The sequence below is a fragment of the Sulfurimonas xiamenensis genome (assembly GCF_009258045.1).
Classification (GTDB): Bacteria; Campylobacterota; Campylobacteria; order Campylobacterales; family Sulfurimonadaceae; genus Sulfurimonas; species Sulfurimonas xiamenensis.
This window is the reverse complement of record NZ_CP041166.1, coordinates 1,179,423-1,202,572: the sequence shown is the minus strand read 5'-3', so window position 1 is coordinate 1,202,572 and position 23,150 is coordinate 1,179,423. Positions and strand designations below refer to the sequence as shown.

Annotated in this window: 17 protein-coding genes; 12 read left to right on the top strand and 5 right to left on the bottom strand. The window is 36.1% G+C overall.

Going from position 1 to position 23,150, the window contains the following annotated elements; all coding sequences use genetic code 11:
- Window positions 1-3 precede the first annotated feature (3 nt).
- Together ftsA and FJR47_RS06015 are read right to left on the bottom strand one after the other, a co-directional pair.
- On the bottom strand, window positions 4-1,362 hold the full coding sequence (gene ftsA / locus FJR47_RS06020; RefSeq protein WP_152299546.1) for a cell division protein FtsA: 1,359 nt from the start codon (window positions 1,360-1,362) through the stop codon (window positions 4-6).
- A gap of 1 nt (window position 1,363) precedes the next feature.
- Window positions 1,364-2,827, bottom strand: coding sequence for a peptidylprolyl isomerase (locus FJR47_RS06015; protein WP_152299545.1), 1,464 nt, complete (start codon window positions 2,825-2,827; stop codon window positions 1,364-1,366).
- A 171-nt stretch (window positions 2,828-2,998) separates the two neighbouring features.
- On the opposite strand from FJR47_RS06015, the gene FJR47_RS06010 reads away from it, so the two are divergent.
- Complete coding sequence (locus FJR47_RS06010; protein WP_152299544.1) at window positions 2,999-3,349, top strand: hypothetical protein; 351 nt, start codon at window positions 2,999-3,001, stop codon at window positions 3,347-3,349.
- A gap of 5 nt (window positions 3,350-3,354) precedes the next feature.
- Window positions 3,355-4,653 (top strand): adenosylmethionine--8-amino-7-oxononanoate transaminase, encoded by a 1,299-nt coding sequence (locus FJR47_RS06005; RefSeq protein WP_152299543.1) that lies wholly within the window; start codon window positions 3,355-3,357, stop codon window positions 4,651-4,653.
- 8 nt (window positions 4,654-4,661) lie between these two features.
- On the opposite strand, the gene FJR47_RS06000 is transcribed toward FJR47_RS06005, so the two are convergent.
- Together FJR47_RS06000 and dnaJ are read right to left on the bottom strand one after the other, a co-directional pair.
- Window positions 4,662-5,252: a class II aldolase and adducin N-terminal domain-containing protein gene (locus tag FJR47_RS06000; protein WP_152299542.1), complete on the bottom strand. Its 591-nt coding sequence runs from the start codon at window positions 5,250-5,252 to the stop codon at window positions 4,662-4,664.
- Window positions 5,253-5,333: 81 nt separating this feature from the next.
- The gene (gene dnaJ, locus FJR47_RS05995; RefSeq protein WP_152299541.1) at window positions 5,334-6,458 is read right to left on the bottom strand and encodes a molecular chaperone DnaJ; all 1,125 of its coding nucleotides are present in this window, start codon (window positions 6,456-6,458) and stop codon (window positions 5,334-5,336) included.
- 76 nt (window positions 6,459-6,534) lie between these two features.
- Here dnaJ and mltA point away from each other — a divergent pair, with 76 nt between their 5' ends.
- Genes mltA through FJR47_RS05965 form a run of 6 tightly spaced genes read left to right on the top strand, consistent with a single transcriptional unit; the run spans window position 6,535 to window position 15,180 of the window.
- Complete coding sequence (gene mltA, locus FJR47_RS05990; RefSeq protein ID WP_152299540.1) at window positions 6,535-7,629, top strand: murein transglycosylase A; 1,095 nt, start codon at window positions 6,535-6,537, stop codon at window positions 7,627-7,629.
- Window positions 7,630-7,651: 22 nt separating this feature from the next.
- Window positions 7,652-8,221 (top strand): recombination mediator RecR, encoded by a 570-nt coding sequence (recR, locus tag FJR47_RS05985; protein WP_152299539.1) that lies wholly within the window; start codon window positions 7,652-7,654, stop codon window positions 8,219-8,221.
- An 8-nt stretch (window positions 8,222-8,229) separates the two neighbouring features.
- Complete coding sequence (locus FJR47_RS05980) at window positions 8,230-9,015, top strand: MlaA family lipoprotein (protein WP_241855381.1); 786 nt, start codon at window positions 8,230-8,232, stop codon at window positions 9,013-9,015.
- Between the two features lie 2 nt (window positions 9,016-9,017).
- On the top strand, window positions 9,018-9,614 hold the full coding sequence (locus tag FJR47_RS05975) for a Tgt2/MlaC family protein (protein WP_152299537.1): 597 nt from the start codon (window positions 9,018-9,020) through the stop codon (window positions 9,612-9,614).
- A 6-nt stretch (window positions 9,615-9,620) separates the two neighbouring features.
- Window positions 9,621-12,101: an efflux RND transporter permease subunit gene (locus tag FJR47_RS05970; RefSeq protein ID WP_152299536.1), complete on the top strand. Its 2,481-nt coding sequence runs from the start codon at window positions 9,621-9,623 to the stop codon at window positions 12,099-12,101.
- Window positions 12,102-12,159: 58 nt separating this feature from the next.
- A complete protein-coding gene (locus FJR47_RS05965) occupies window positions 12,160-15,180 on the top strand; it encodes an EAL domain-containing protein (RefSeq protein WP_152299535.1) in 3,021 nt (1,006 codons plus the stop codon).
- On the opposite strand, the gene FJR47_RS05960 is transcribed toward FJR47_RS05965, so the two are convergent.
- Window positions 15,181-16,008, bottom strand: coding sequence for an alpha/beta hydrolase (locus FJR47_RS05960; protein WP_152299534.1), 828 nt, complete (start codon window positions 16,006-16,008; stop codon window positions 15,181-15,183).
- 145 nt (window positions 16,009-16,153) lie between these two features.
- Here FJR47_RS05960 and FJR47_RS05955 point away from each other — a divergent pair, with 145 nt between their 5' ends.
- From FJR47_RS05955 to FJR47_RS09715, 4 genes are all read left to right on the top strand, one after another.
- Window positions 16,154-18,817, top strand: coding sequence for a glycosyltransferase family 2 protein (locus tag FJR47_RS05955; protein ID WP_152299533.1), 2,664 nt, complete (start codon window positions 16,154-16,156; stop codon window positions 18,815-18,817).
- 91 nt (window positions 18,818-18,908) lie between these two features.
- Complete coding sequence (locus FJR47_RS05950; protein ID WP_152299532.1) at window positions 18,909-21,329, top strand: hydrogenase small subunit; 2,421 nt, start codon at window positions 18,909-18,911, stop codon at window positions 21,327-21,329.
- On the top strand, window positions 21,310-22,971 hold the full coding sequence (locus FJR47_RS05945) for a nickel-dependent hydrogenase large subunit (RefSeq protein WP_152299531.1): 1,662 nt from the start codon (window positions 21,310-21,312) through the stop codon (window positions 22,969-22,971). Before FJR47_RS05950 ends, FJR47_RS05945 begins: the two co-directional genes overlap by 20 nt.
- Window positions 22,968-23,123 carry a hypothetical protein gene (locus FJR47_RS09715; protein ID WP_188093703.1) on the top strand — a complete coding sequence of 52 codons (156 nt, stop codon included), beginning with the start codon at window positions 22,968-22,970 and terminating at the stop codon, window positions 23,121-23,123. Before FJR47_RS05945 ends, FJR47_RS09715 begins: the two co-directional genes overlap by 4 nt.
- Window positions 23,124-23,150 lie beyond the last annotated feature (27 nt).

Genomic DNA, 23,150 nt, shown 5'->3' with positions numbered 1-23,150 from the left:
TCCTTAAAATAACTGGGTTGCCCAGTTCCAAAATTTACTAAATACACCGGCTTCATCTTCTTTTTTGCTTTTTTTCAGTGAAAGCGTCACTATTCCTTCTTCTTTTTCATCATTTTGTGAATGAGGAATCGGAATATCAGGCTCATCAGCAAGATTGATTCTGCTTTCATGCGTCAGCATCTCATTTGAGTGTCTAACTCTTTTGTTTACATCTATTTCATACTGTGTATATGGAGATGCTGCATACATAATAAGACCTATGGCACTTGAATATTCCGGAGAACGGAGATTGTCAAAAAGACCATCCATCTCTTTAGGTTTTGCAAGACGAACAGGAACAGATCCAAAAGTTGCTACTGCTAATTCTCTTATTCCATCCATTTGAGAAAATCCGCCTGTCAAAACTATACCCGCACCAATTTTATCTTTGAGCCCGCTGTTTTCTATAAACTGAGCTAAAATCATTAAGGTCTCTTCAACTCTAGCATAAATTACATTATGTACTACTTCAAGAGAGACTTCATGTGTTGTATTTTCATCACCGATTATAGGAAGTTCTATTAAATCATTGCTGGGAGTTAAAAGCGAACCATATTTTAATTTTACACTTTCAGCAATATTAAGTGGTGTATGAAGTGCCATAGAGAGATCACTTGTTACATGATTGGAACCAACTCCTAAAAAATCATTATATCGCACAGAGTTGCCAGAGTGAATAATAATATTGCTGGTATTTCCTCCCATATCAATAACAGCAACACCCAACTCTTTTTCATCATCATTAAGTGTAGCGATTGAAGAAGCATAACCGTTTAAAACAATATTTTCAACTTCGACACCGGCTCCACGAACTGCTTTTTTTAGATTGTTTAGATTTGATTTTTGTGTTGTTATAATATGTGTGTTAACTTCAAGTCTTGAAGCATTCATTCCAAGAGGATCTTCAATGTAGTCCTGATCATCAGCTTTAAAGTTATAAGGAAGAGCGTGGAGTACTTCATACTCATTTGGAATATTTGCGTTATAAAGAGAGGTTTGCATAACTCTTTCTATCTCTTTAAAACTAACCTCTTTGTTTTGAATATTTACGATACCGCTGGAGTTTAAACTTTTTGTGTAAGCGCCTGAGATAGAGACTATAGCAGTTTTTACTTCGCTGCCTGAAACCCTTTTGGCATCATTTAATGCAGTTTTTATAGATCTTGAAGCAAGTTCTATATTTGTAATACTTCCCTTTTTAAGACCCTGTGCTTTGCAGGTTCCGGCTCCTGTTATAGCTATGGAGTTGTCATTAGCAATTTCAGCGATAATTGCACATATCTTCGTTGAACCTATATCTATGGCTAAAACAGTTCTGCTCAATTTATAATCCTTCGATAAAAATCTCGGTTTTGTATTTGTTTTGTAAGTTTTTAATCAAACCTTCATTAAACATTGTAGCTTTTAATTTGGCAATCGGATTGTTTTTTTCACTTAAAGTATTGTTGAGAAGTTTTTGTTCAAGTATGTTATACATAACAATTTTTCCGCTTTTTATAGGAACAAATCCTCTTTTTTCTTTTGCGCCAAAAAGTGTGTTTAAAAATTCAACTGCCTCTTCTGTGCTTAACTCTGTAAATTTACTATAATCATTTCCTGTTATAAAATCTGTTGTTTTGCCTTTAAATGTAGAGAATGATTTTTTCGCCATCTCTAGCAATTTTTCTCTTTTTTGTTGATCAACATAGAGAGACATAACCTCGCTTTTTGCATCTTCATAACTTTTTGTTTTTGATGGGTTTACATTTATAAGTTCAAAAGTTATATAGTCTTCTCCAACCATAACAGGCTTTGAAAATGGAGATGACGATGTTAAATTTGACACTATATCAAAAGCATCTTTGTTAAATGGATTGTTTGAAGCTGAGATGGTAGAACTCTCTATAGTAACATCTTTTAGTTCACCTTTTTTATAAGCTATATATGTTCTTAAAGCCTCTTTCTTAGTCTCTTTTGCATTTAACTCTTCTTTGATTTTATCTTTAGCAGCATCTAAAGAGAGTATTTTTCCATCTTTATCTTTAAAGTGAAGTTTGTTTTCATTGTAGTACTGGCTAAGTGTTGCATCATCATACTCTTTTGAAATTTTAGGTTGTTTTATAAACTTGATATCATAACTTATCTCAGTCATAAAATCGTTTTGCATTTTTTCCCAAAAAGGTTTTATCAAGCTGTCTGAAGTATCAATTTTTATTTGATCTGCATTTAAAATTTTGTACTCTATTTTATCAGAGATACCCGTCGCGGTATTTAATATATTTAGCTCACTCTCTTTAACTTCAACAGGAAAAAGGCTAAGTGTTTTTTTGATTAAGAGCTCTTTTCTTATATCATTTTCATACTCTTTAACACTCAAATTGTTTCTTAAAAGAATCTCTTTATATGTTTCTGAATCAAAAACGCCCTCTTTAAAGAAAAATTCTTTTGTTTTTATCTCATTTAGAAGCTCAGTGTCGTTTATTTGCAAATCATAAGATTTTGCTAAATTTAATATAAGAGCCTGTTGTATTAAATATTGAAGAGCTTGAGATTGAAGACCAAAGCTTTTTGCTTTTTCTTCATCAAACTCACCTTGAAACATTTGAGAATATTGATTGTAAAGGTTAGAATAACTTTTTTGAAGTTCTCCCATTGTTATCTCAACACTGCCAACTTTTGCTACAGCTCCTGCTTTATCACCATAACTATACTGACCCCATCCGACAAATCCAGCTCCAACAAAAGCAATAGTGGAAATCCAAATAGTTATTATGAGATATTTTTTATGTCTTTGCATCCATGTAATCATTGGTTTGACAGCCTTGTATTATGATATTTTTGTAATTTTATGTAAATTCGTATTAAACCTTCATAAAGAGGTGTTAAATTTTAATTTAATGCTATGATTTGTAAAACCTAAGATATATATAAATGAAAAATCGGTAGAATCGGTTAAAATGGAGCTGAGAAAGGATTTTCTATGAATGATATTTCAAAATATTCAAATATTGAAAAAGAGTTGCCAAAGTTACCGGAGTTATTGTTAAACACAATTCAATCTGATGTTTTGGAAGTAAAAAGTATTGATAAATCTTGTGATAAATATCTTGATGCGTGCTCTAAAATACCCGAGTTTAAAGATGCATATTATGTTGTTTTTTCAAAATATATAGATAAAAAAAATCATAAGTTTGAAAGATTTATATTTTTAGGAAAAGAGGGAGAAGAGCTTTTTGATATAAGCGGAGCAGAAATGGAGCTTTATGGACTTTTGTCATGCACTAATCTTAGTTATACTCCCGAGTATAAATCATCCGTGTTAAATAAGTAAAATATATGAATAATTTAGAATTAAAAAAAAGAGATTTAAGTGTTTTGTGGCATCCATGTACCCAAATGAAAGATCATGAAACACTTCCGATTATTCCTGTGAAAAAAGCATATGGTGTCTATTTGGAAGATTTTGAGGGCAATACTTATATAGATGCAGTTAGCAGTTGGTGGGTCAATCTTTTTGGTCATACCAACAGCTATATAAATGAAAAGATAAAAGAGCAGTTAGATACTCTTGAACATGTAATATTGGCAGGTTTTACACACGAACAGGTTATAAAATTATCTGAAAGATTGGTAAAAATAACACCTGAAGGTTTAGAAAAATGTTTTTATGCAGACAATGGTTCCAGCGCTGTTGAAGTAGCGCTTAAGATGAGTTTTCATGCGCATAAAAATGATGGTAAAAATAAAAAACTTTTTGTTTCATTGACTAACTCTTATCATGGGGAGACAATAGGCGCATTAAGCGTTGGCGATGTAAAGCTTTACAAAGATACTTATGAACCTCTTTTGATACAAAGCATTCAGACTCCCGTGCCAAAAGATATGAGCATAGAGTCGGCTAGAGAAGCGGCAAGAGAGTTTGAAGAGTTGTGTAAAAGCAGAGCATATGAGATAAGTGCAATAATTTTAGAGCCGCTTGTTCAGGGTGCCGGATATATGCATATGTATCATAAAGAGTTTTTGGTCTTGGTGCGCCAAATTTGTAATAAATATGATATTCATATGATTGCTGATGAGGTTATGGTAGGTTTTGGAAGAACGGGAGAGCTGTTTGCATGTCAGAGTGCAAATATAACACCTGACTTCCTTGTTTTGTCCAAAGGTTTGACTGCAGGTTATCTTCCGCTTTCTGTCGTTTTGACAAGTGATGATATATATGCAAAATTTTATTGTGATTATAGTGAGTACAAAGCTTTTTTGCACTCTCACAGCTATACCGGAAATGCACTTGCCTGCGCAGCTGCAAATGCGACTCTTGATATTTTTGAAAAAGATAATGTTATAGAGAAAAACAGAGAAATTTCAAAATATATGAGTGATAAACTTTTGAAGTTTGAAGAACTTGAAAATGTAGCATCAACAAGACAAACAGGCATGATCTGCGCAATAGAGTTAAAAGGGTATAAACCAGAGGAGAGAATAGGGCTTAAAGTATATCAGTATGGGCTTGATAACGGTGTTTTGCTACGCCCGCTTGGTCATGTAGTCTACTTTATGCCGCCATATATTATAACACAAGAGCAGTGTGATAAGATGATGGATACAGCTTATGAGGCGATAAAATCGCTTCTTTAGTTTTGTATCTAGTAAAAAGCTGAATTACTGTTTTTCTCATTAAGTAGAAGAATTTTACAGCTTTTTTCTAGTATAGAGAGTTTTTTTGCCATTTCATAAACATCTCTGTTAAAAGTGTAAACACCATAACCTCGAATAACCATAATATCTGTTTTTTGACTCTGGAAATAGTAAGCAATTTCACTATTTGCTCTTTCATACCAATCATCAAAATTTCTTGGGTCAAATATCTCTATAGAACCTATCTCTTTATGACCAAAATAGTCTTTGGGAGTGATAATATTGTGCTCAAGTGAGTATGCGGTTGTAAAGGGGGGCATACTAAAAGAGATAAATTTTGCATCAGATATTTGTGAATAGACGCTGTAATGAATATTTGCATCAATACTAGCTTGATTCCATCTGTAATCTTTTTTAAAATAGAGTTCTATAAGAGAGGTATTGTCAAGTGTGTCAAAAACAGCCTCTTTTGTGTTTATAATAAATCTATTTATTTCTGTTTTAGCAGAAAGAGAACCATGATAAATACCGAAAAAATCTTTTCTAAACATTGACAACGCTAAGCTAGACAGTTTCTTTTTAAGATGCTCTTTGTTCATGTTAAAGTACTCATATATTTTTGTATAAGTGTATCATAATTTTGTTATTAAAGAATTTTGGTTTAAATAGGAAATTCTTCCCTATTTAAACCAGCTTTTCATTTTTTCGATGGCAGAGTCCAAAACGCTTTCATGCGGTTTTGATTCTATACCGAAAGATTCTTGAAGTTTGCTAATAAGTTCACGCTGTTCATCAGTTAATTTTTTAGGGTAGGTAATATTTACCTGGGCAATAAGATCTCCTTTGCCATGACCGTGAACATCTTCTATGCCTTCGCCTCTGAAGACAAACTGCTGTTTATCTTTCGTACCGATATCAAGTTTTAATTCCAATTCTCCTGTGAGTGAAGGAATGGTAAGAGTCTCTCCTGCAACTGCTTGTGTAAAAAATACAGGAATTGCTATGTATACATCATTTTCGTCTCTTTGAAAATGTTTGTCGGGTTTTACGCTAAATGTTACATATAAGTCGCCTCTTGCGCCTCGTTTTCCAATATTTCCTTTTCCAGAAATTCTAAGGCGGTTTCCGTTATCAACACCTTTGGGTATCTTAATGGTTACATTTCCTCTCTCTTCATGGTAGCCGCGTCCATCACAGCTGGCACAGGGAGCAGATGGTGCGGAACCTGTTCCATGGCATGCCGGACAGGTTTGAGAGAATGTCATAAACCCCTGTTTCATAAAAATCTGACCTTGCCCTCTACATTGATGACATGTAGAGAGTTTGCCATCTTTTGCACCGGTGCCTTTACAACTGTTACAAGGTGTTTTATATATAAATTCTATATCTTTTTCACATCCAAAGATCGCTTCGTTAAAACTAATGGTCATATCGACGCTCATATCAAGAGGATATTTTTCCATATCCGCAGGGTTTTGGCGGCGACGGGAACTTCCGCCTCCAAAGCCGCTGAACATCTCTTCAAAGATTGAACCTAAATCATCAAATCCTGCAGATGAGTGGCTTCGGCCGCCCATTCCCTGCAATCCCTCTTTTCCGTAACGGTCATAAATACTTCTTTGCTGGTCGTCGCTCAAGCACTGATATGCTTCATTGCATAACTTAAATTTTTGTTCGGCTTCAAGATCTCCTGGATTTTTGTCCGGATGATAAATTTTAGCCATTTTTCTGTAAGCTTTTTTAATTGTTGATTTATCCGCATCCCGTGATACTTCTAATATTTCGTAATAGCTTAAATTTTGCATATTATTTTACTATCCTAACACTCTAAAATTTTTGCAATTATATCGTTTTAAATTTAATCTATGTATAATCCTTTTTATGAAACATTTTATATTATTTTTTAGCACTATTTTGTTTTTTTTAGGTTGTTCAAAAGAGTCATATACAACTTTTTCTAATATGCCGGATACGAAACTTGTCAAGAGTGATTTTCAAAAGCTTCCAAATTGGGATGATGAAGAGTATAGCAATGCTTTAAACTCTTTTATTGAAAGCTGTAAAACAAGTAAAACAAAAGAGATTTACGGTGATTTATGCGTTAAAGCCGCTGCTGCTGCAGATGCAAAAGAGTTTTTAACTACTTATTTTATTCCCTATAAAATAAGTTCAGCAGACGCTTCTCAAGACGGACTCTTAACCGGCTATTATGAGCCTGAATTAAAAGGATCTTTAACAAAAAAAGAGCCATATATATACCCTATATATAAAACTCCAAAAGATTTGGTCGTGGTTGATTTGACACAGCAGTATCCTGAGCTTAAAGGCTACAGGCTAAGAGGCAAATTGCAGGGTAATAAACTAGTGCCATACCATGATAGAGAAAATGCAAATGCAAATACGCTTGATGCTGAAGTTTTATGTTATACAGATTCAAAAATAGATCTCTTTTTTTTGGAAGTTCAAGGCTCCGGAAGAGTAACTTTTGAAAACGGGGAGACGATTTTTATCGGTTATGATAACCAAAATGGATATCCCTATAGTTCAATAGGCAGATATTTGGCAGATATCGGTGCAATACCTTTGCAGGAGGTATCGCTTCAATCCATAAAGAGATGGCTTGAGGAAAATCCCTCAAAAATAGATGAGGTTTTAAATTATAATAAGTCAATGGTTTTTTTTAGACAAAAAGAGCAGTCGGCAACTGGCTCGCTCGGTGTCACACTCACTCCAAAACGCTCAATTGCAGTAGATAGAAAATATATTCCTCTTGGCACTATGCTTTATCTTAGTGCCAAAACAGATGAGGTGGACTTTAATCATATAGTAATGGCACAGGACACAGGCGGAGCGATAAAGGGAAGCGTTAGGGCAGATATTTTTTTAGGTTATGGAGAAGAAGCAAAAGAGAGAGCAGGCAAGTTGAAGGCACCTTTAAAATTATGGATATTATTACCAAAAGAGGAGTCATTATGATCGTTTTTGGCAGAGGTGAATTTTGAGAGGCTCGCTAGATAAATTTAATATGCTCGTAGAAGCGTTGCAAGAGCTTCCGACTATTGGAAAAAAGTCTGCAACACGATTAGCCTATCATATGCTTATGAAAGACAGTTTTGCAGGTATGAAAATATCACATGCCATAGAAGAGGCTTTGGGAAGTATAAAAAAGTGCAGTTTATGCGGTGGAATGAGTGAAGATGAACTATGTTTTATATGTTGTGACGAGAGTAGGGATGAGACACTGCTGTGCATAGTTGAAAATGCAAAAGATATACTTCTTTTAGAAGAGAATGCGCTTTTCAACGGCAGGTATTTTGTTTTAGAATCTTTGGCAGAGTTAAATTTTTCAAATTTGGAAAAAATAGCAGCTTCGGGAATAAAAGAGATAGTTTTTGCACTAACACCTTCTGTTTCAAATGATGCAGTAATATTATTTATTGAAGATAAATTAAGCGATTATGATATAAACTACTCTAAAATCGCTCAAGGCGTTCCAACTGGTGTCAGTTTAGAAAATATAGATCTGCTCTCTTTGACAAGAGCATTGGCAGATAGAGTAAAGGTTTAAAGTTGAGGTTGATTTATATCGTTTTATTTTTATCCATAACCTTAAATTTGACTGGGTGCAGCTCAAAAACTTTTGAAAAACCAAATGAAGCAGCTATTTATAAACAAAATAGCAGTGATGCGGCAGATAATGAATTTGATGAATTTTTGGATGAGTTTGAAGTAGAAGAGGTTTATGACCCCTTTAGCGGTTATAATAGAGTTATGACAAATTTTAATGATGGTGCGTATGAGTATGTTATAAAACCGGTGGCAAAAGGTTATAGATATGTGTTGCATGCGGAGATAAGAGAGAGCATAAGAAATTTTTTCAATAATCTTTATTTTCCTATGCGTTTTGCCAATAATCTTTTACAAGGAAAATTTTATAATGCTTCTGAGGAGACGGGAAGATTTTTAATCAACAGCACAATCGGTATTTTAGGTCTTTTTGATCCAGCAAAAGCGCACTTTAATCTTGATGCGCATAAAGAGGATTTTGGCCAAACTCTCGGATTTTATGGGGTTGCAAGCGGTCCGCATATTGTTTTACCGCTTCTTGGACCTTCAAATTTACGAGATGCAATCAGTATCTATCCGGATTCACTTTTAAGCCTGATAGACTATACTGAAAGAAGCTACTGGACGCTAACAGACACATGGGCGGAGTATTTGGGCGTAAAAGCACTTGAAAATGTGAATTATGCGTCTTTAAATATAGAAGAGTATGAAAAAATGAAAAAAGATGCAGTTGATTTATATCCTTTTTTAAGAGATATTTATGAGCAGCATAGAAATAAACTGATTGAGGAGTAAGAGTGAAAAATATTTATAAAATAATTTTGGTGTTATTACTGTTTTTTACACAAAATTTGATTGCCGATGAACAAGTAGAGCTAAAAAAGCATTTTTTAACTAAAATTGATGAAGTTATTTTGATAGTTGAAGATAAGAGTTTATCTAAAAAAGATAGAAACAGCAATATTATCAAATCTTTAACACCAATGTTTGATTTTGAACTTATGGCGAAACTAAGTCTTGGCAGTACATGGAAAAAACTTGCAGAAGAGGAGAGAGAAAAATTTGTTGATCTTTATGTGGAACGGATGAAACAATCTTATTCTTCGAAGATTGACGCCTATGAAAATGAGAAAGTTGAGATTAGAAAAATAGAACAGCCTCAAGCAAACAGAATAGCTCTTATAACTGATCTTGTAAGTAGTGAAGAGAAATTGGAAATTGTATATAAATTTTATAAGCCCAATGAGAAGATTCAAGATAAAGATAATTGGTTGATTTATGATGTAGAGATTTTAGGAGTAAGTATTTTAAAAACTGACAGAGCTCAATTTAAAGAGTTTTTACAAACCAAAAGCATAGCCGAGCTTATGGACGCTTTAGCGAAGCAGTCGTAGATAGTAATGTTAAAAAATCTCTATCAAAGCTATATTTTAAAATATCCAAAAATTGTTTTAGCTCTTATGAGCGTTTTTATAGTCGCAATGGCTTTTTTTGCTTTTCGGCTAGAAATTGATGCAAGTGCAGAGACGCTTCTGCTTGAGGATGATAAAGACTTGGAGTACACTAGAGATGTACTAAAGAGATTTGAAGCGCCAAACTTTTTAGTTGTTACCTATACCACGCAAGATGACCTTCTCAGTGATGAAAATATTGCAAATATTAAAAAGCTTAGTTCACAGATAAAAACTCTTGAGATAGTTGAGAGTATAAACTCCATAGTGAATGTTCCTCTTTTGCAGTCTCCTCCTGTTCCGATAAAAGAACTTTTAAAAGATATACCCACATTAGAGTCTCCAAAGATTAATAAAGAACTTGTAAAACAGGAGTTTTTAAACAGCGCTGTTTATAAGCAAAATCTTGTAAGCGATGATTTTACTACTACCGCACTAATGGTAAATCTTAAAAGAGATGAGAAGTACTTCTCTCTTATAGATAACAGAGACAGATTTGTAAAGCTAAAAAAGCAAAAAGAGCTTAGTAAAGAGGAGAAAGAGGAGTATAAAAAGGCAGAGAGAGAGCTCAAAGAGTATAGAGATGTCTTAAGAGAAGAGACGCATCAGATCATAGTCAAACTCAGAGAAATCCTTAAAAATTTTGAGCAACAGCACAGCAGCGTAAAGCTCCATTTAGGTGGGGTTGAGATGATTGCCGATGATATGGTAGAGTTTGTAAAGTATGATTTAAAAACTTTTGGTTTTTTAATAGTAGGACTTCTTATAGCCATCTTGTATATACTTCTTAAAAAAGTGCAGTGGGTTATAATAGCGCTTTTTATATGTACCACTTCGCTTATTGTAACAAGCGGGTTTTTAGGGCTTTTTGGATGGGAGATAACTGTTGTTTCCTCAAACTATATCTCATTGCAGCTAATCATGAACATGTCGTTGGTTGTGCATCTTATAGTAAGGTACAAAGAGCTTTATGCCCATGACAAACATGATACGCAGATGGATATAACGCTAGATACTGTTCTCTCCATGGCAAAGCCCTCGTTTTTTGTCGTCCTTACTACCATGGCTGGATTTAGTTCCTTAGTGTTTAGCTCCATACTGCCTGTTATAAACTTTGGCTGGATGATGAGTGTTGGGATAGTAGTATCGCTTATTCTTACATATATTCTCTTTCCAATCATTTTGCTTCTATTTGAGAAAAAAGAGTCTCTTGAATTTGGCAAAGGAGGTGCTCCATTTACTGCTAAAGTGGCGCATGTTGCATACCATTATAAAAAAACCATCATTGTCTCGGCTTTGGTTGTTGTGCTTTTTTCCATCTCGGGTGCGACAAAACTTAGAGTTGAAAACAGTTTTATAGACTACTTTAAACAAGATACCGAGATATATAAAGGGATGGCTCTTATTGATCAAAAACTTGGCGGAACTACGCCTCTTGATATCATATTGACATTTAAAGAGAGCAGTGATGAGGTAGTCTCTGTTGAGGTAGCAGGAGCAGATGAAGAACTTGACTCATTTGCAGATGAGTTTGAAGAGAGCCAAGAGGACAGAGAGAAGTACTGGTTTACTCAAAATAAGATGCGCAAGATTAAAGAGGTTCATCACTATCTTGAGTCTCTTGAAGCTGTGGGAAAAGTACTCTCTCTTGCAACTACCGGTGAGATTTTAAAAGTTTTAAATGATGGCAAAGAGGCTGACGGTCTTACACTGGCACTTATGTACAAAGAGCTGCCCGAGGAGTATAGAAAAATAATTTTAACGCCGTATGTGGATATAAAAAATAATCAGGTACGCATAAGCACTAGAATCATCGACTCAATGCCAAATCTGCAAAGAGATGCTCTTATTAAAAAGATAAACAGCGATATAAAAAGCATGCTTGATCCTGAGTATGTAGAGTATAAAACGGCAAATCTTTTGATAATGTATAACAATATGCTTCAGTCACTTTTTGATTCTCAGATCAAAACCATAGGAGTCGTCGTTGCTATTCTCTTTTTAATGTTTTTAGTTCTTTTTAGAAGTTTCAAAGTAGCAGTAATCGCAATAATTGCAAACATTATTCCCGTAGGTGTTATTTTTGGATTTATGGGGTGGATGGGTATTCCTCTTGATATGATGACCATAACAATTGCCGCCATCAGTATAGGAATAGCTGTAGATGATACCATACACTATATCTACAGATACTCTCTGCTTTACAATCGCTCAAAAGATGCAAAAGGCTCTATGTTTAGAGCGCATAAAAGCATTGGAACGGCGATGTTTTACACATCAACCATTATTATGATAGGTTTTTGTATCTTGGTGCTCTCCAACTTTTTACCGACTATCTATTTTGGACTTCTTACTATGATTGCTATGTTTATGGCAATTGTTGCAGATCTTCTGCTTTTGCCGGTGCTGCTTCTGCTTTTTGGTATCTAGATATTTTTTTTAAAAAAAAGTGTATAATTATAAGAAAAAATTCTAATACTGAGACAGAATGAGCTATTTAAAGATAAAATCTAACTTACTATTTATAACAATTATACCTCTGCTTTTTGTTATTACACTCTCATCTATCATTTTATATGAGATGCATGATAATAAAAAAAGTCTTGAATTTATAAAAAACCGCATACTTGAAGCTGAAGCTCTCTCCAAAGTTATTCATAATTTGCAAATCGAGAGAGGTTTGACAGCGGGGCTTGTAGCAAGCAGCAATTTAGATGAAAATGAGAAAAATTTTATTGCCGCAAAAAATGATTCAAACAGAGCTATCGAAAATGCAAAACATATATATTTAAATGTTACCAAAAACAGAGACAGCGTTATTTTTGAACTTTTAGACAGCCTATACTCAAGAGATACTTCATATCTTATAAATATGCAAATTTCCAGTGCTAGAAACTACTATACCAAAAATATATCCAAACTTATTAAGCATATAAAAACTATACCCGCTTTGATGGATGATAAAGAAAATAGAAATTTTATCCAGTCATACAGTAATTTGGCTTCGGCAAAAGAGGCGCTGGGGCAAATCAGAGCAACTCTGATGGAAGTTTTGTCGACAAATATATTAATAGATGAAGTTTTTGTATCTGCAAAAGAGCAGCTAAAAGAGTACAACTTAAATATTGAAAATTTTAAAATAAGCACACCTGAAAAATTGTTAAACTACTATAATAAAAGTTTTACCAACGCAAGGGCAGAAAGCACTTTTGAAATTATAGAGGCTGTTTTAAGAAATAGAAATAGTGATAATTTCAATCTAGAACCAACCTACTGGTTTAAAACAGCAACAAACACTATAGATGCGCTTAAAAAAGTAGAAGATGAACTTTTTGCATGTGTGGAGAGATCAATATCTCAAAAATTAGACTCTGTTCATTATAAAATAGCCGTACTTTTAGTGATTTTGGGCATTTCTGCGATTATAGTCACTATTTTAATGCTGCTGGCAATTACAAGAATTTTATCTTCAGCCGACAAACTGGAAAAAGAGCATGAAGCGTCTCTCTTACTGCTTGAGCAGTACAAATCAACAGTTGACAGAAGCTTTATCGTTTCAAAAACCGATCCCGAAGGAGTTATTACTTATGCTAATGATGAGTTTTGCAAAATCAGCGGTTATTCAAGAGAAGAGCTTATAGGAAAAAGACATAGCATTGTAAGAGATCCTGATACGAAAAAAGAGTTTTATAAAGAGCTGTGGCATACCATAAAAGATCTTAAACAGCCATGGATAGGCGAGATGAAAAATCGCGATAAAAATGGTATGCCATACTGGCAGCAAGCTATTATAAACCCAATCTTAGACACAAGAGGCAATGTTGTAGAGTATATTGCTATAAGAGTGGATATTACACAGCAAAAAGAGATAGCGAACTATTTTGAAGATCAACAAAAGATATCTTCTAAAAATTTCAAATTTTCTATGCATCTCTCTAGGGAGTATGAAAAAGCTATAGATGCAAGTACCATACTTTTAAGAGTAGATAGAGACGAAAATATAACATACGCAAATAATAAGTTTTTAAATATTACCGAATACACACTAAATGAAATTCTAGGAAAAAGCTATAGAATATTAAGTTTAGAAGATATAGACGAAGCATTTTACACAGAGATTAAATCTACTATAGCAAGCGGTGCCATATGGCATGGAACCATAAAAAGCAAAACAAAATCAGGAAAAGATTTTTGGACAAAAACAACCATTATCCCGATAAAAGATTTAAACAGCGAGATTATAGAATATCTGGCAATTAGCAATGATATAACAGAACTCATAAAGCAAAAAAAGGAGTCTGAGAGAATTGCCAGAACGGATATATTAACCGGATGCGGAAACCGCTTTAGATTAAACAGTGATATGCGTGAACTGGATAATTTAGCAGTAGCAATATTTAATATAGACAATTTTAGACAGATAAATGATTTTTACGGACATCAGTTTGGAGATCTGATCATAAAATTCATAGCAGATAAAATATATACTCAAGTTGTAAAAGAGAAAAATCTAAGATTTTACAGACTTCAAGGCGATGAGTTTATAGCTTTGGCTGAGAACTACTCAAAAGAGCTGCTTATAGAGAAAGCAAAAAATATTCTTGATATTGTCAAAGATAAGTTTATAATACAAAATAAAGATATATTGATATCTTGCAGCTGCGGCATCTCTTTTGAAGACAAAGAGCATCTTCTCTCAACCGCAAACATGGCACTCAAAATTGCAAAAAGAGGGAGTACGGATCTTGTGGTATATGATGAGAGTATCTCTTTAAATAGTGAGTATGAAAACAATATCTTCTGGACGAAAAAGCTCTCAGATGCTATTAAAGAGGACAGAATAACAGCTTATTATCAGCCTATCGTAAATAATAAGACTTTAGTTTATGAGAAATATGAGTGTTTGGTAAGAATGATAGATGAAGAGAAAGTTATCTCTCCATTTCTATTTTTAGAAGTTGCAAAACAGACAAGACAATATTTTTATATTACAAGAACAGTGATTTATGAAGCTTTTGAGATGTTTAAATATAAAGAAGTTGAGTTTTCTATCAATCTCTCCCTTATGGATATACTAGAAAAAGAGATATGTGAATATATCTTTATGATGTTAGAAAAGTACGGTATCGGCTCTAGAGTTGTTTTTGAAATAGTTGAATCTGAATATATAGAAAACTTTGAAGGTGTTATAAGTTTTATAAATGAAGTAAGAAAGTATGATGCTAAAATAGCAATAGATGATTTTGGTACAGGATACAGCAACTTTGGATATCTTATAAAACTAAAAGCTGATTATCTAAAAATAGACGGCTCACTTATAAAAAATATAGATACCGATAAAAATGCTTTTTTAATCGTATCGACTATTGTGGAGTTTTCAAAAAAACTTGGCATGAAAACAATAGCCGAATTTGTTGAAAATGAAAAAATATTTAAAATAGTAAAAGATCTTGGAATTGACTACTCTCAGGGTTATTACTTCTCAGCTGCTAAAAAAGATATAGTATAGCTATCTTTTTTTAATATCGAGATGATTTAAAATTCTCTCCATTCTCTCATTGTGAATATCCAAACTTTTATCGGCAAAAGGGTGCTCGTACTCTTTGCCGATAAATGTTTTTGCGCCTCTTTTTTTCGCGAACTCTCTCAAAGGCGCTGTTAAACTCTCTGGAAGAATAGAATCTTTTTGCGCCGTAATGATAAGAAATTTGCTTGCATCTTTTGGCAGATTTGCTACGGGATCAACCCGTTTTGGACATCCAAATGGAGAGAGAAAACTGGGAGCTGAGTCTATAACCGCAGCATCATACTCGATGCCTGAGCCGATAACATTGAGCATAACGGCACCGCCGAGTGATATACCGTAAAGCAGTTTTCTTTCATATACTTTATTGAGTGAAGCAGCTATTTCTTTGTAATCTTCGATTATCGCTTTTATGCGTCTGTTCCCTTCAGAGTTGCCATAGCCTCTGTAGTCGTAAACATAAACATCATAATTCCTTTGTGAAAAATTTTTGAGCATAATAATCATCTGATCAGAGACCATTGCATTTCCCATGGCAACCAAAATATACCCTTTAGCAGAGATTTTTGCATATCCATCATTTGAGATATACTTATATCCTTTGAGCGTTTTGCCGTCGGAAGTTTTAAATTTACTAGGTACAATAAAGGGTATGCCCGCGACTCTGTGACTATCAGGATTGGGTGTCATGGAACTCCATACCCAAAAAAGAAACGGCTCTAAAAAGGTGCCGCATATAGCTTCTTCTCTCTCGCTCGCTGATAGATTTACGGCTATAAAAAAAGTTAAAAACAGTATCTTGATTCTCTTCATAACAGCGCCTTTAAAATCTTAAAAGTGATGCATGTTATCATCTTTTAAATAAAATAAATATACATAGTAAAAGCGTATTAAAAAAAACTTGTTACAGCTCTTGAAATTTTGATGTACAATTAGCTTTTTAATTTTAGGAAGTATATTGAAATATATTATTGTTTCCCTTCTCGTTGCTTCGTTTCTTCAAATTTTTTTATGGCTTGGCAGCGAACAAAAATTTATCACTCCGCCCGATGCTGAGAATATCATAGAATCTCTCTCGTATGCACCATATAAAAAGTTAAACAAAAAGGAGATGCTTAGTGATGAAGAGGTGCTTAAAGATTTAATTCTGTTAAATAAATTTACAAACAGTGTGCGCCTCTACTCTGTCGAAGATTCACAAAAAGTTATGCCGATAGTAAAAAAACTTGGTATGCAAGCGCATTTGGGTATTTGGCTTAGCGGAAATAAGCAAGATAATGAAAAAGAGATTGCACTGGCTAAAAGTCTTATTACTGAGTATTATGAGAGCTTGCTCTCTGTAATAGTCGGAAATGAGGTGCTGCTTCGCGAAGATTTGTCATCACATGAGCTAATTGGGCATATTAGGGATATGAAAAGATTTGTTTATATCTTATTTAATGCTAGAAAAGAAGCCAAAGAAAACGCTATAAAAGATGAAATTGCTACAATAAAAAACAAAATAGAAAGAGTAGAAAAAGAGAAAATTCTTAGAGATGAGCTTTTAAGGCAAAAAGAGTATATAGTTCCGATTACAACGGCAGAGGTTTGGAATATATGGCTTCTTAATCCAGTTTTGGCTGGGGAAGTTGATATCATAAATATCCATATTCTTCCATATTGGGAAAAAGTAAAAGCCGAGAATTTTGAACTGTTTTTCAAAGAGACATATCAAAAATTAAAAGATGTGTATAAAAACAAACCTTTGGTTATAGGCGAATTTGGATGGCCGAGTCAAGGATATAATAATAAAGCCGCCATAGCGAGCCCCCAAAATCAGGCAACCGTTATTAGAAGATTTTTACTTTTAGCAAAGCAAGAGGGTTTTAGCTACAACCTTATTGAAGCGTTTGATCAGCCATGGAAAGGCTTAGACGAGGGGAGTGTCGGGCAGTATTGGGGCATTTTTGATGCAAACCGCCAGCAAAAATTTGAGATGCATGGAGAAGTTCTTGTTGAGCCCTATTGGTTTGCGCAGATGGTTGCGGCTGTCATAATAGGGGCAATTTTAACTTTTTTTGGTCTTAGAAATCAAAACATCAATTTTCTGCATGCGCTTACCTATGGTCTTGCTGCGCAGGGAATCTCCTTTGGTATCGTTATGTCGGCAGTTTATCCTTTTGTTCACTACATGAACTTCGGTACATGGATTATGTGGGGCATGGGCTCGATTCTTATGATACCTCTTACGCTTATCACACTGGCTAAAGCAAATGAGCTCTTTAAGTGTACAATCGGAAAGCGTCCGCAAAGGCTTATTCCTCTTGATTTAAAGTCTGAGAGAGTCCCTTTTGTGAGTATCCATGTGCCTGCATACAAAGAGCAGCCTGCCGTTTTAGAGGAGACACTTATAGCACTCTCAAAACTAAATTATACTAACTATGAAGTTCTTGTAATTATAAACAATACGCCTGAAGAGTTCTATAAAGCACCTATAAAAGCTCTATGTAAAGAGCTTGGGAAAAGATTTGTTTATCTTGATATAGAGTGCAGCGGTTTTAAGGCGGGAGCGCTCAATAAAGCACTTGAGTTTACAAATCCCGAGTGTGAAATATTAGCCGTAATTGATGCCGATTATGTTATCAGTCCAAATTGGCTCATAGACTTAGTGCCGATTTTTGATGATCCTAAAGTTGCTTTGGTTCAAGCGCCTCAAGACCACAGAGACGGAAATGAATCGCTTGTCAAAACAGCTATGAATGCCGAATATGCAGGCTTTTTTGATATCGGCATGGTTGAGCGCAATGAAGAGAATGCTATTGTAGCACACGGAACAATGCTTATGGTGCGCAAAAGCGCTTTTGATGAAGTCGGAGCGTGGAATACCGATACGATAGTAGAAGATAGTGAGCTGGGGCTTAGACTTTTTGAAGCGGGTTATATCGGACACTATACAAACCGCAGATACGGGCATGGACTGCTTCCCGATACTATTGAAGCTTTTAAAAATCAGCGCCATCGCTGGGCGTACGGTGCGGTGCAGATTCTTAAAAAACATTGGCACCACTTTAAACCATCATCCAAAACTCTTACGCGTGCACAAAAACACCACTTTATTACTGGATGGTTTTTTTGGCTCTCTGACGCTTTGGGAACTCTCACTTCGATACTCAACATCATCTGGGTTCCAGTTATTATTTTTGTAGGAGTAACCATTCCGACTATTGCGCTGACTGTACCGATTTTAACGGCTTTTTTAGTAAATGTCATTCACTCGTTTGTGCTTTATAGAACAAGGGTAGGGGCAAATCTATATCACTCCCTTTTGGGCGCCATTGCCGCCATGAGCCTGCAGCTTATCATTTTTAAAGCGGTATATGACGGATTTGTAAAAGACAGCCTGCCGTTTAAGAGAACGGAAAAAGGGGGCAACAGTAAAAAAAGCGTAAGCAGTCCTGTGAAAAATGAGATGATTTTAGCATCACTGCTTTTAGGTTCGTTTGTGGCACTTATAGTGACAAATAAGCAGGGAATTATAGAAGTTTATGTTTTTTGTGCAACTATCTTTATCCAAAGTATTCCATATGTTTCAGCGATTGTTCTTAGGATGATTGAGAAGCATTCCTACAAAAAGGCTCTTTAGGAAAAATCTTACTCTGCTTGTATTTGATATTATTATCTTTTAAATAAAATAAATATACAATGAAGCCGTATTAAAGAAAAGAGGAATCCAAATGAGACTCTTAATTATCGGCGGCGGTATAGCCGCGGCTTATTTTGCAAACAACATTAAAAAAGCGGATAGTTCTGTAGATGTCACAATTCTCAGTGAGGAGAAGTATGCGCCTTATGACAGGATACATCTCTGCAAACTTGTTGATGAAACTTCTGATATAGAAGAAATATCTCTGCATCTCGATCCCACAGTTCATCTGGAGTTAAATCAAAAAATCATCAAAATTGATAGAGAGAAAAAACGCGTCTACTCTAAAGAGGCAATGTTTGGTTATGACAAGCTTATCATCGCAACAGGCTCTTTGCCAAACGCTCCCTTTGATGTAAAAAGTGTTGAAAATGCAGCTGTTTTTAGAAGTGCCGATGATTGCGAAATTATCAAAAAAAGTGTAAAAGGGAGAGAAGTCGTCGTTGTCGGCGGAGGACCTATCGCTCTTGAGCTTCTTGAGACGCTGGATAAAATGCCGCAAGTAGAGAAAATCTCACTGCTTATCCGTTCAGACTCTTTATATGACAAAAATCTCTCAAGCGAATCTGTAAAAATTATAGAGCAGAGTTACACAAAAAAAATTACTGTATATTTTGAAGATGAGATAGTGGACACTGTTATAGAAGATGCAAAAATAAAGCTTTTAAAAACGAAAAAAAGAGAGATAAAAAATCCTTTTCTTATCTTTGGCATAGGAATCAGACCCAATGTTGAGGAATTTAGAGATACTCTCAAGTGCAACAAAGGGATCTTGACAAACACTTTTATGCAGAGTGAAGATGAGAACATATATGCCATCGGTGAGTGTGCGGAGGTAACAAAATTTGCTTTTATAGCAGGACATGTAGAGGCGTGTACGCAGCAGGCAAAAAGTGCTATTTCTCATATTTTACAAAGAGAACTTCAAGAGTTTGAACCAAAAACAACCATAGACATGTTAAAAGTCGGCGAGTTTACATTGGTGGATGTTATGTCGCCTGATTTTGATAAAGAGTATAACAAAGTCATAATTAGCAAAGAGAACTCTATGGATGAGTATTTTTTAAAAAATGACAGAGTTTTAAGATACATCGGAATCAACTCAACCGTTGATGTCTGCTATGTTCAAAATCTTATAGAGAGTGCAAAAGAGATAGAGATAGATGAACTCTATAAAGCTGCTAAAACTGAGGGCAGGGGGAAGCTGGTTTGCAGCTGCACGGGAACTTACTATAATGATTTGGTTGACATAGTCACACAAAACGCCGTAAACTCTTTTGCCGATTTGAAGGAGTTTTCAGAAGCTGGCAGGGTTTGCGGCAGATGCCGAGGCGAGGTTGTAAAGATCATAGAGAAGTCTCAGTGTCTTATCGACCCAAATATTGTAAAAAAGAGTCCCGAAGAGAAAGAGTTAGAAAAAAAACTGAAAGTTGCAAAAAAGAGAGTTGAAAAGTTTAACAAAGAGCATCCGCGCAATGCTCTTGATGAAGAGAACCTTGAAGCCGCCATGCAGAGTATGGATATCACAAAAGATGAGGTTAACAGATGGATCAGCATGGTTACCGCAGATATGCAGCTGCATCCAAAGTTTGAAGAGGTGGTCGCAAAAGGGGTAAAGAGCCTAAATAAAATCCCGATTGTTTGGCTTGAGCTCTCAGATTGCAGCGGCAACTCAGAAGCCTTTATTAAGTCGGCAAATCCCGCTATAGAAGATCTTATATTTGAGTATATCTCACTTGACTATCATGAGCTCTTGATGAGTGCGAGCGGAGATGAGAGCGAGAGTCTTTTGGATGATATCATTAAAAATCAAAAGGGCGAGTATATACTTATAGTCGAAGGTGCGGTTCCGCTCGGACTTGATGGAAAGTACCTAAGAATCGGCTCAAAGGGCGAGACGGGCATAGAGCTTTTGAAGCGGTGTGCAAAGGATGCCGCACTTGTTATCGCCGTGGGAAGCTGCGCGTTTGACGGAGGCGTTGTAGCTGCCGCTCCAAACCCGACAGATGCGGTAGGAGTTGCAGAGGCGCTAAATAGAGAAGATGTTGTTAATATCTCCGGGTGTCCGACAAACCCCGTTAATATTGTCGGTACGCTTCTTTACTACATTATGTTTGAAGAGATGCCGCCTTTAGATAAGTTCAACCGACCTCTTTGGGCGTATGAGGGAAGAGTTCATGACAACTGCGAGCGGCGAGGACACTATGAGCTTGGAGAATTTGTTGAGGAGTGGGGAGATGAGGGTGCAAAAAAAGGGTGGTGTCTTTTTAAGATGGGCTGTAAAGGTCCTTATGCTTTTGTAAACTGTCCGACCATGAAGTTCAACCAAGGCGCGAGCTGGCCAGTTCAAGCGGGGCATGGATGCATGGGATGCACAGAGAGAGGCTTTTTTGACAAGTTTGCAAACGAAAGAGTATATAAGGAAGAAGAGAATGAAAAAGATAGTCATTGATCCCGTTACAAGGATAGAGGGGCATTTGCGCGTTGAGGTTGAGGTTGATGAAGAGGGCGTGGTTCAAGAGGCGTATGCAAGCGGGCAACTCTTTCGCGGTATAGAGACTATACTCAAAGGCAGAGACCCAAGAGATGCAGGACTTTTAGCGGGGAGAATCTGCGGAGTCTGTACAAACTCTCACTTTCGCGCGGCCGTGAGTGCCGTCGAAGATGCTTACTCTATTGTGCCGCCCGATAATGCACGGGTTGTTAGAGATTTGATGACGATGGCGCTCTTTATACAAGACCATGTCGTGCACTTTTACCATCTGCACTCTTTGGATTTTATCGATGTAACCGCTGCGCTTGAAGCCGATGCCTCTCTTGCTTCAGAGGAGGCGAAAAAGTACTCTCAAAATCCCTATAGAAACTCGGTCGCGCACTACACGGAGGTGCTACAGAAACTGCGAAATTTTGTAAAAGCGGGAAGACTCGGTCCTTTTGCAAACGGCTACTGGGGGCATAGCGCTTATAAACTAACACCGGAGCAAAACCTTATCATTCTCTCGCACTACTTAGAAGCGCTTAGATTTCAGACAGAGATAAGTAAAGCCGTAGCAATATTTGGCGGTAAAACGCCACATCCTCAAAGCATTGTCGTAGGCGGGGTTACAAGTGTAGCCGATATGCTCAATCCGCAAAGAGTTAACGACTACATCTTTGTTATCAAAGAGGCAAAAGAGTTTGTGGATCGCGCTTACATGAGCGATATGAAGCTGCTTGCGACGGCTTACAGAGATGAGATAAAAGAGGGTTTGGGCAGAGCAAAAGGTAATTTTTTATCCGTGGGCGGCTATGTGTTTGATGAAAAACAAAAGCTCTTTAGCGGCGGCGTGATTTATGGATATGACTTCTCAAAAGTAGAGGAGTTTGACGAGAGCAGAATCAGCGAAGAGGTTGATAGAGCATGGTACGATGAAAAGGGCGAAGTCTGTTATACCGACTTAAACGATGACGGTACGCTTAAAACCGCAAAAAGTGATGACAAATACACATGGATCAAGGCTCCCAGATACGGTGGAGAGGTAATGGAGAGCGGACCGCTTGCAAGAGTGCTTGTAAGCTATCTAAGCGGCAACGAGCTTATAAAACCTTTTGTAGATGAGTTTTTAGATGGTACGAATCTTGAGCTTATAGACCTTACGACAACCATCGGAAGAAATGCCGCGAGGGCGATAGAGAGTGTTTATATCTGCGAATATATCTTTAAGCTTGTCTCACGCCTTGTGCAAAACATCAAATACTACAACACCGATACATGGGCGAAATATGATTTTGAAAAGCTTCCAAAAGAGGCAAAAGGGAGAGCCTTTCTTGAAGTCCCGCGCGGTGTTTTGTCCCATTTTGTAAGCATAAAAGAGCAAAAGATACAAAACTACTCCGTCATAGCTCCGACCACATGGAACGCCTCGCCAAAAGATAGAGAGGGCAAAAGAGGAGCGTATGAAGAGGCGCTTATCGGCATCAAGATAGAAGATGCTACAAAACCGCTTGAAGTCCTCAGAGTCATCCACTCCTTTGACCCCTGCCTTGCATGTGCGGTGCATGTCATAGACACAAAAGGCAAAGAGCTGAGTCGCTACAAGATAAGAACTTTATGAAAAAAATTGCAGTTATAGGTGTCGGAAACATTCTTTTTTGCGATGATGAAGCGGGTATAATTTACGAGATTCTCTTCAAAGTGCTAATTGAACTTAGCGAAGTAGTGCAGAACAGATTGTTAAAAAAAAGACCCTTGATTTTGATGTTATAGTAAATAAGCTAATAAACTTTAACCGGT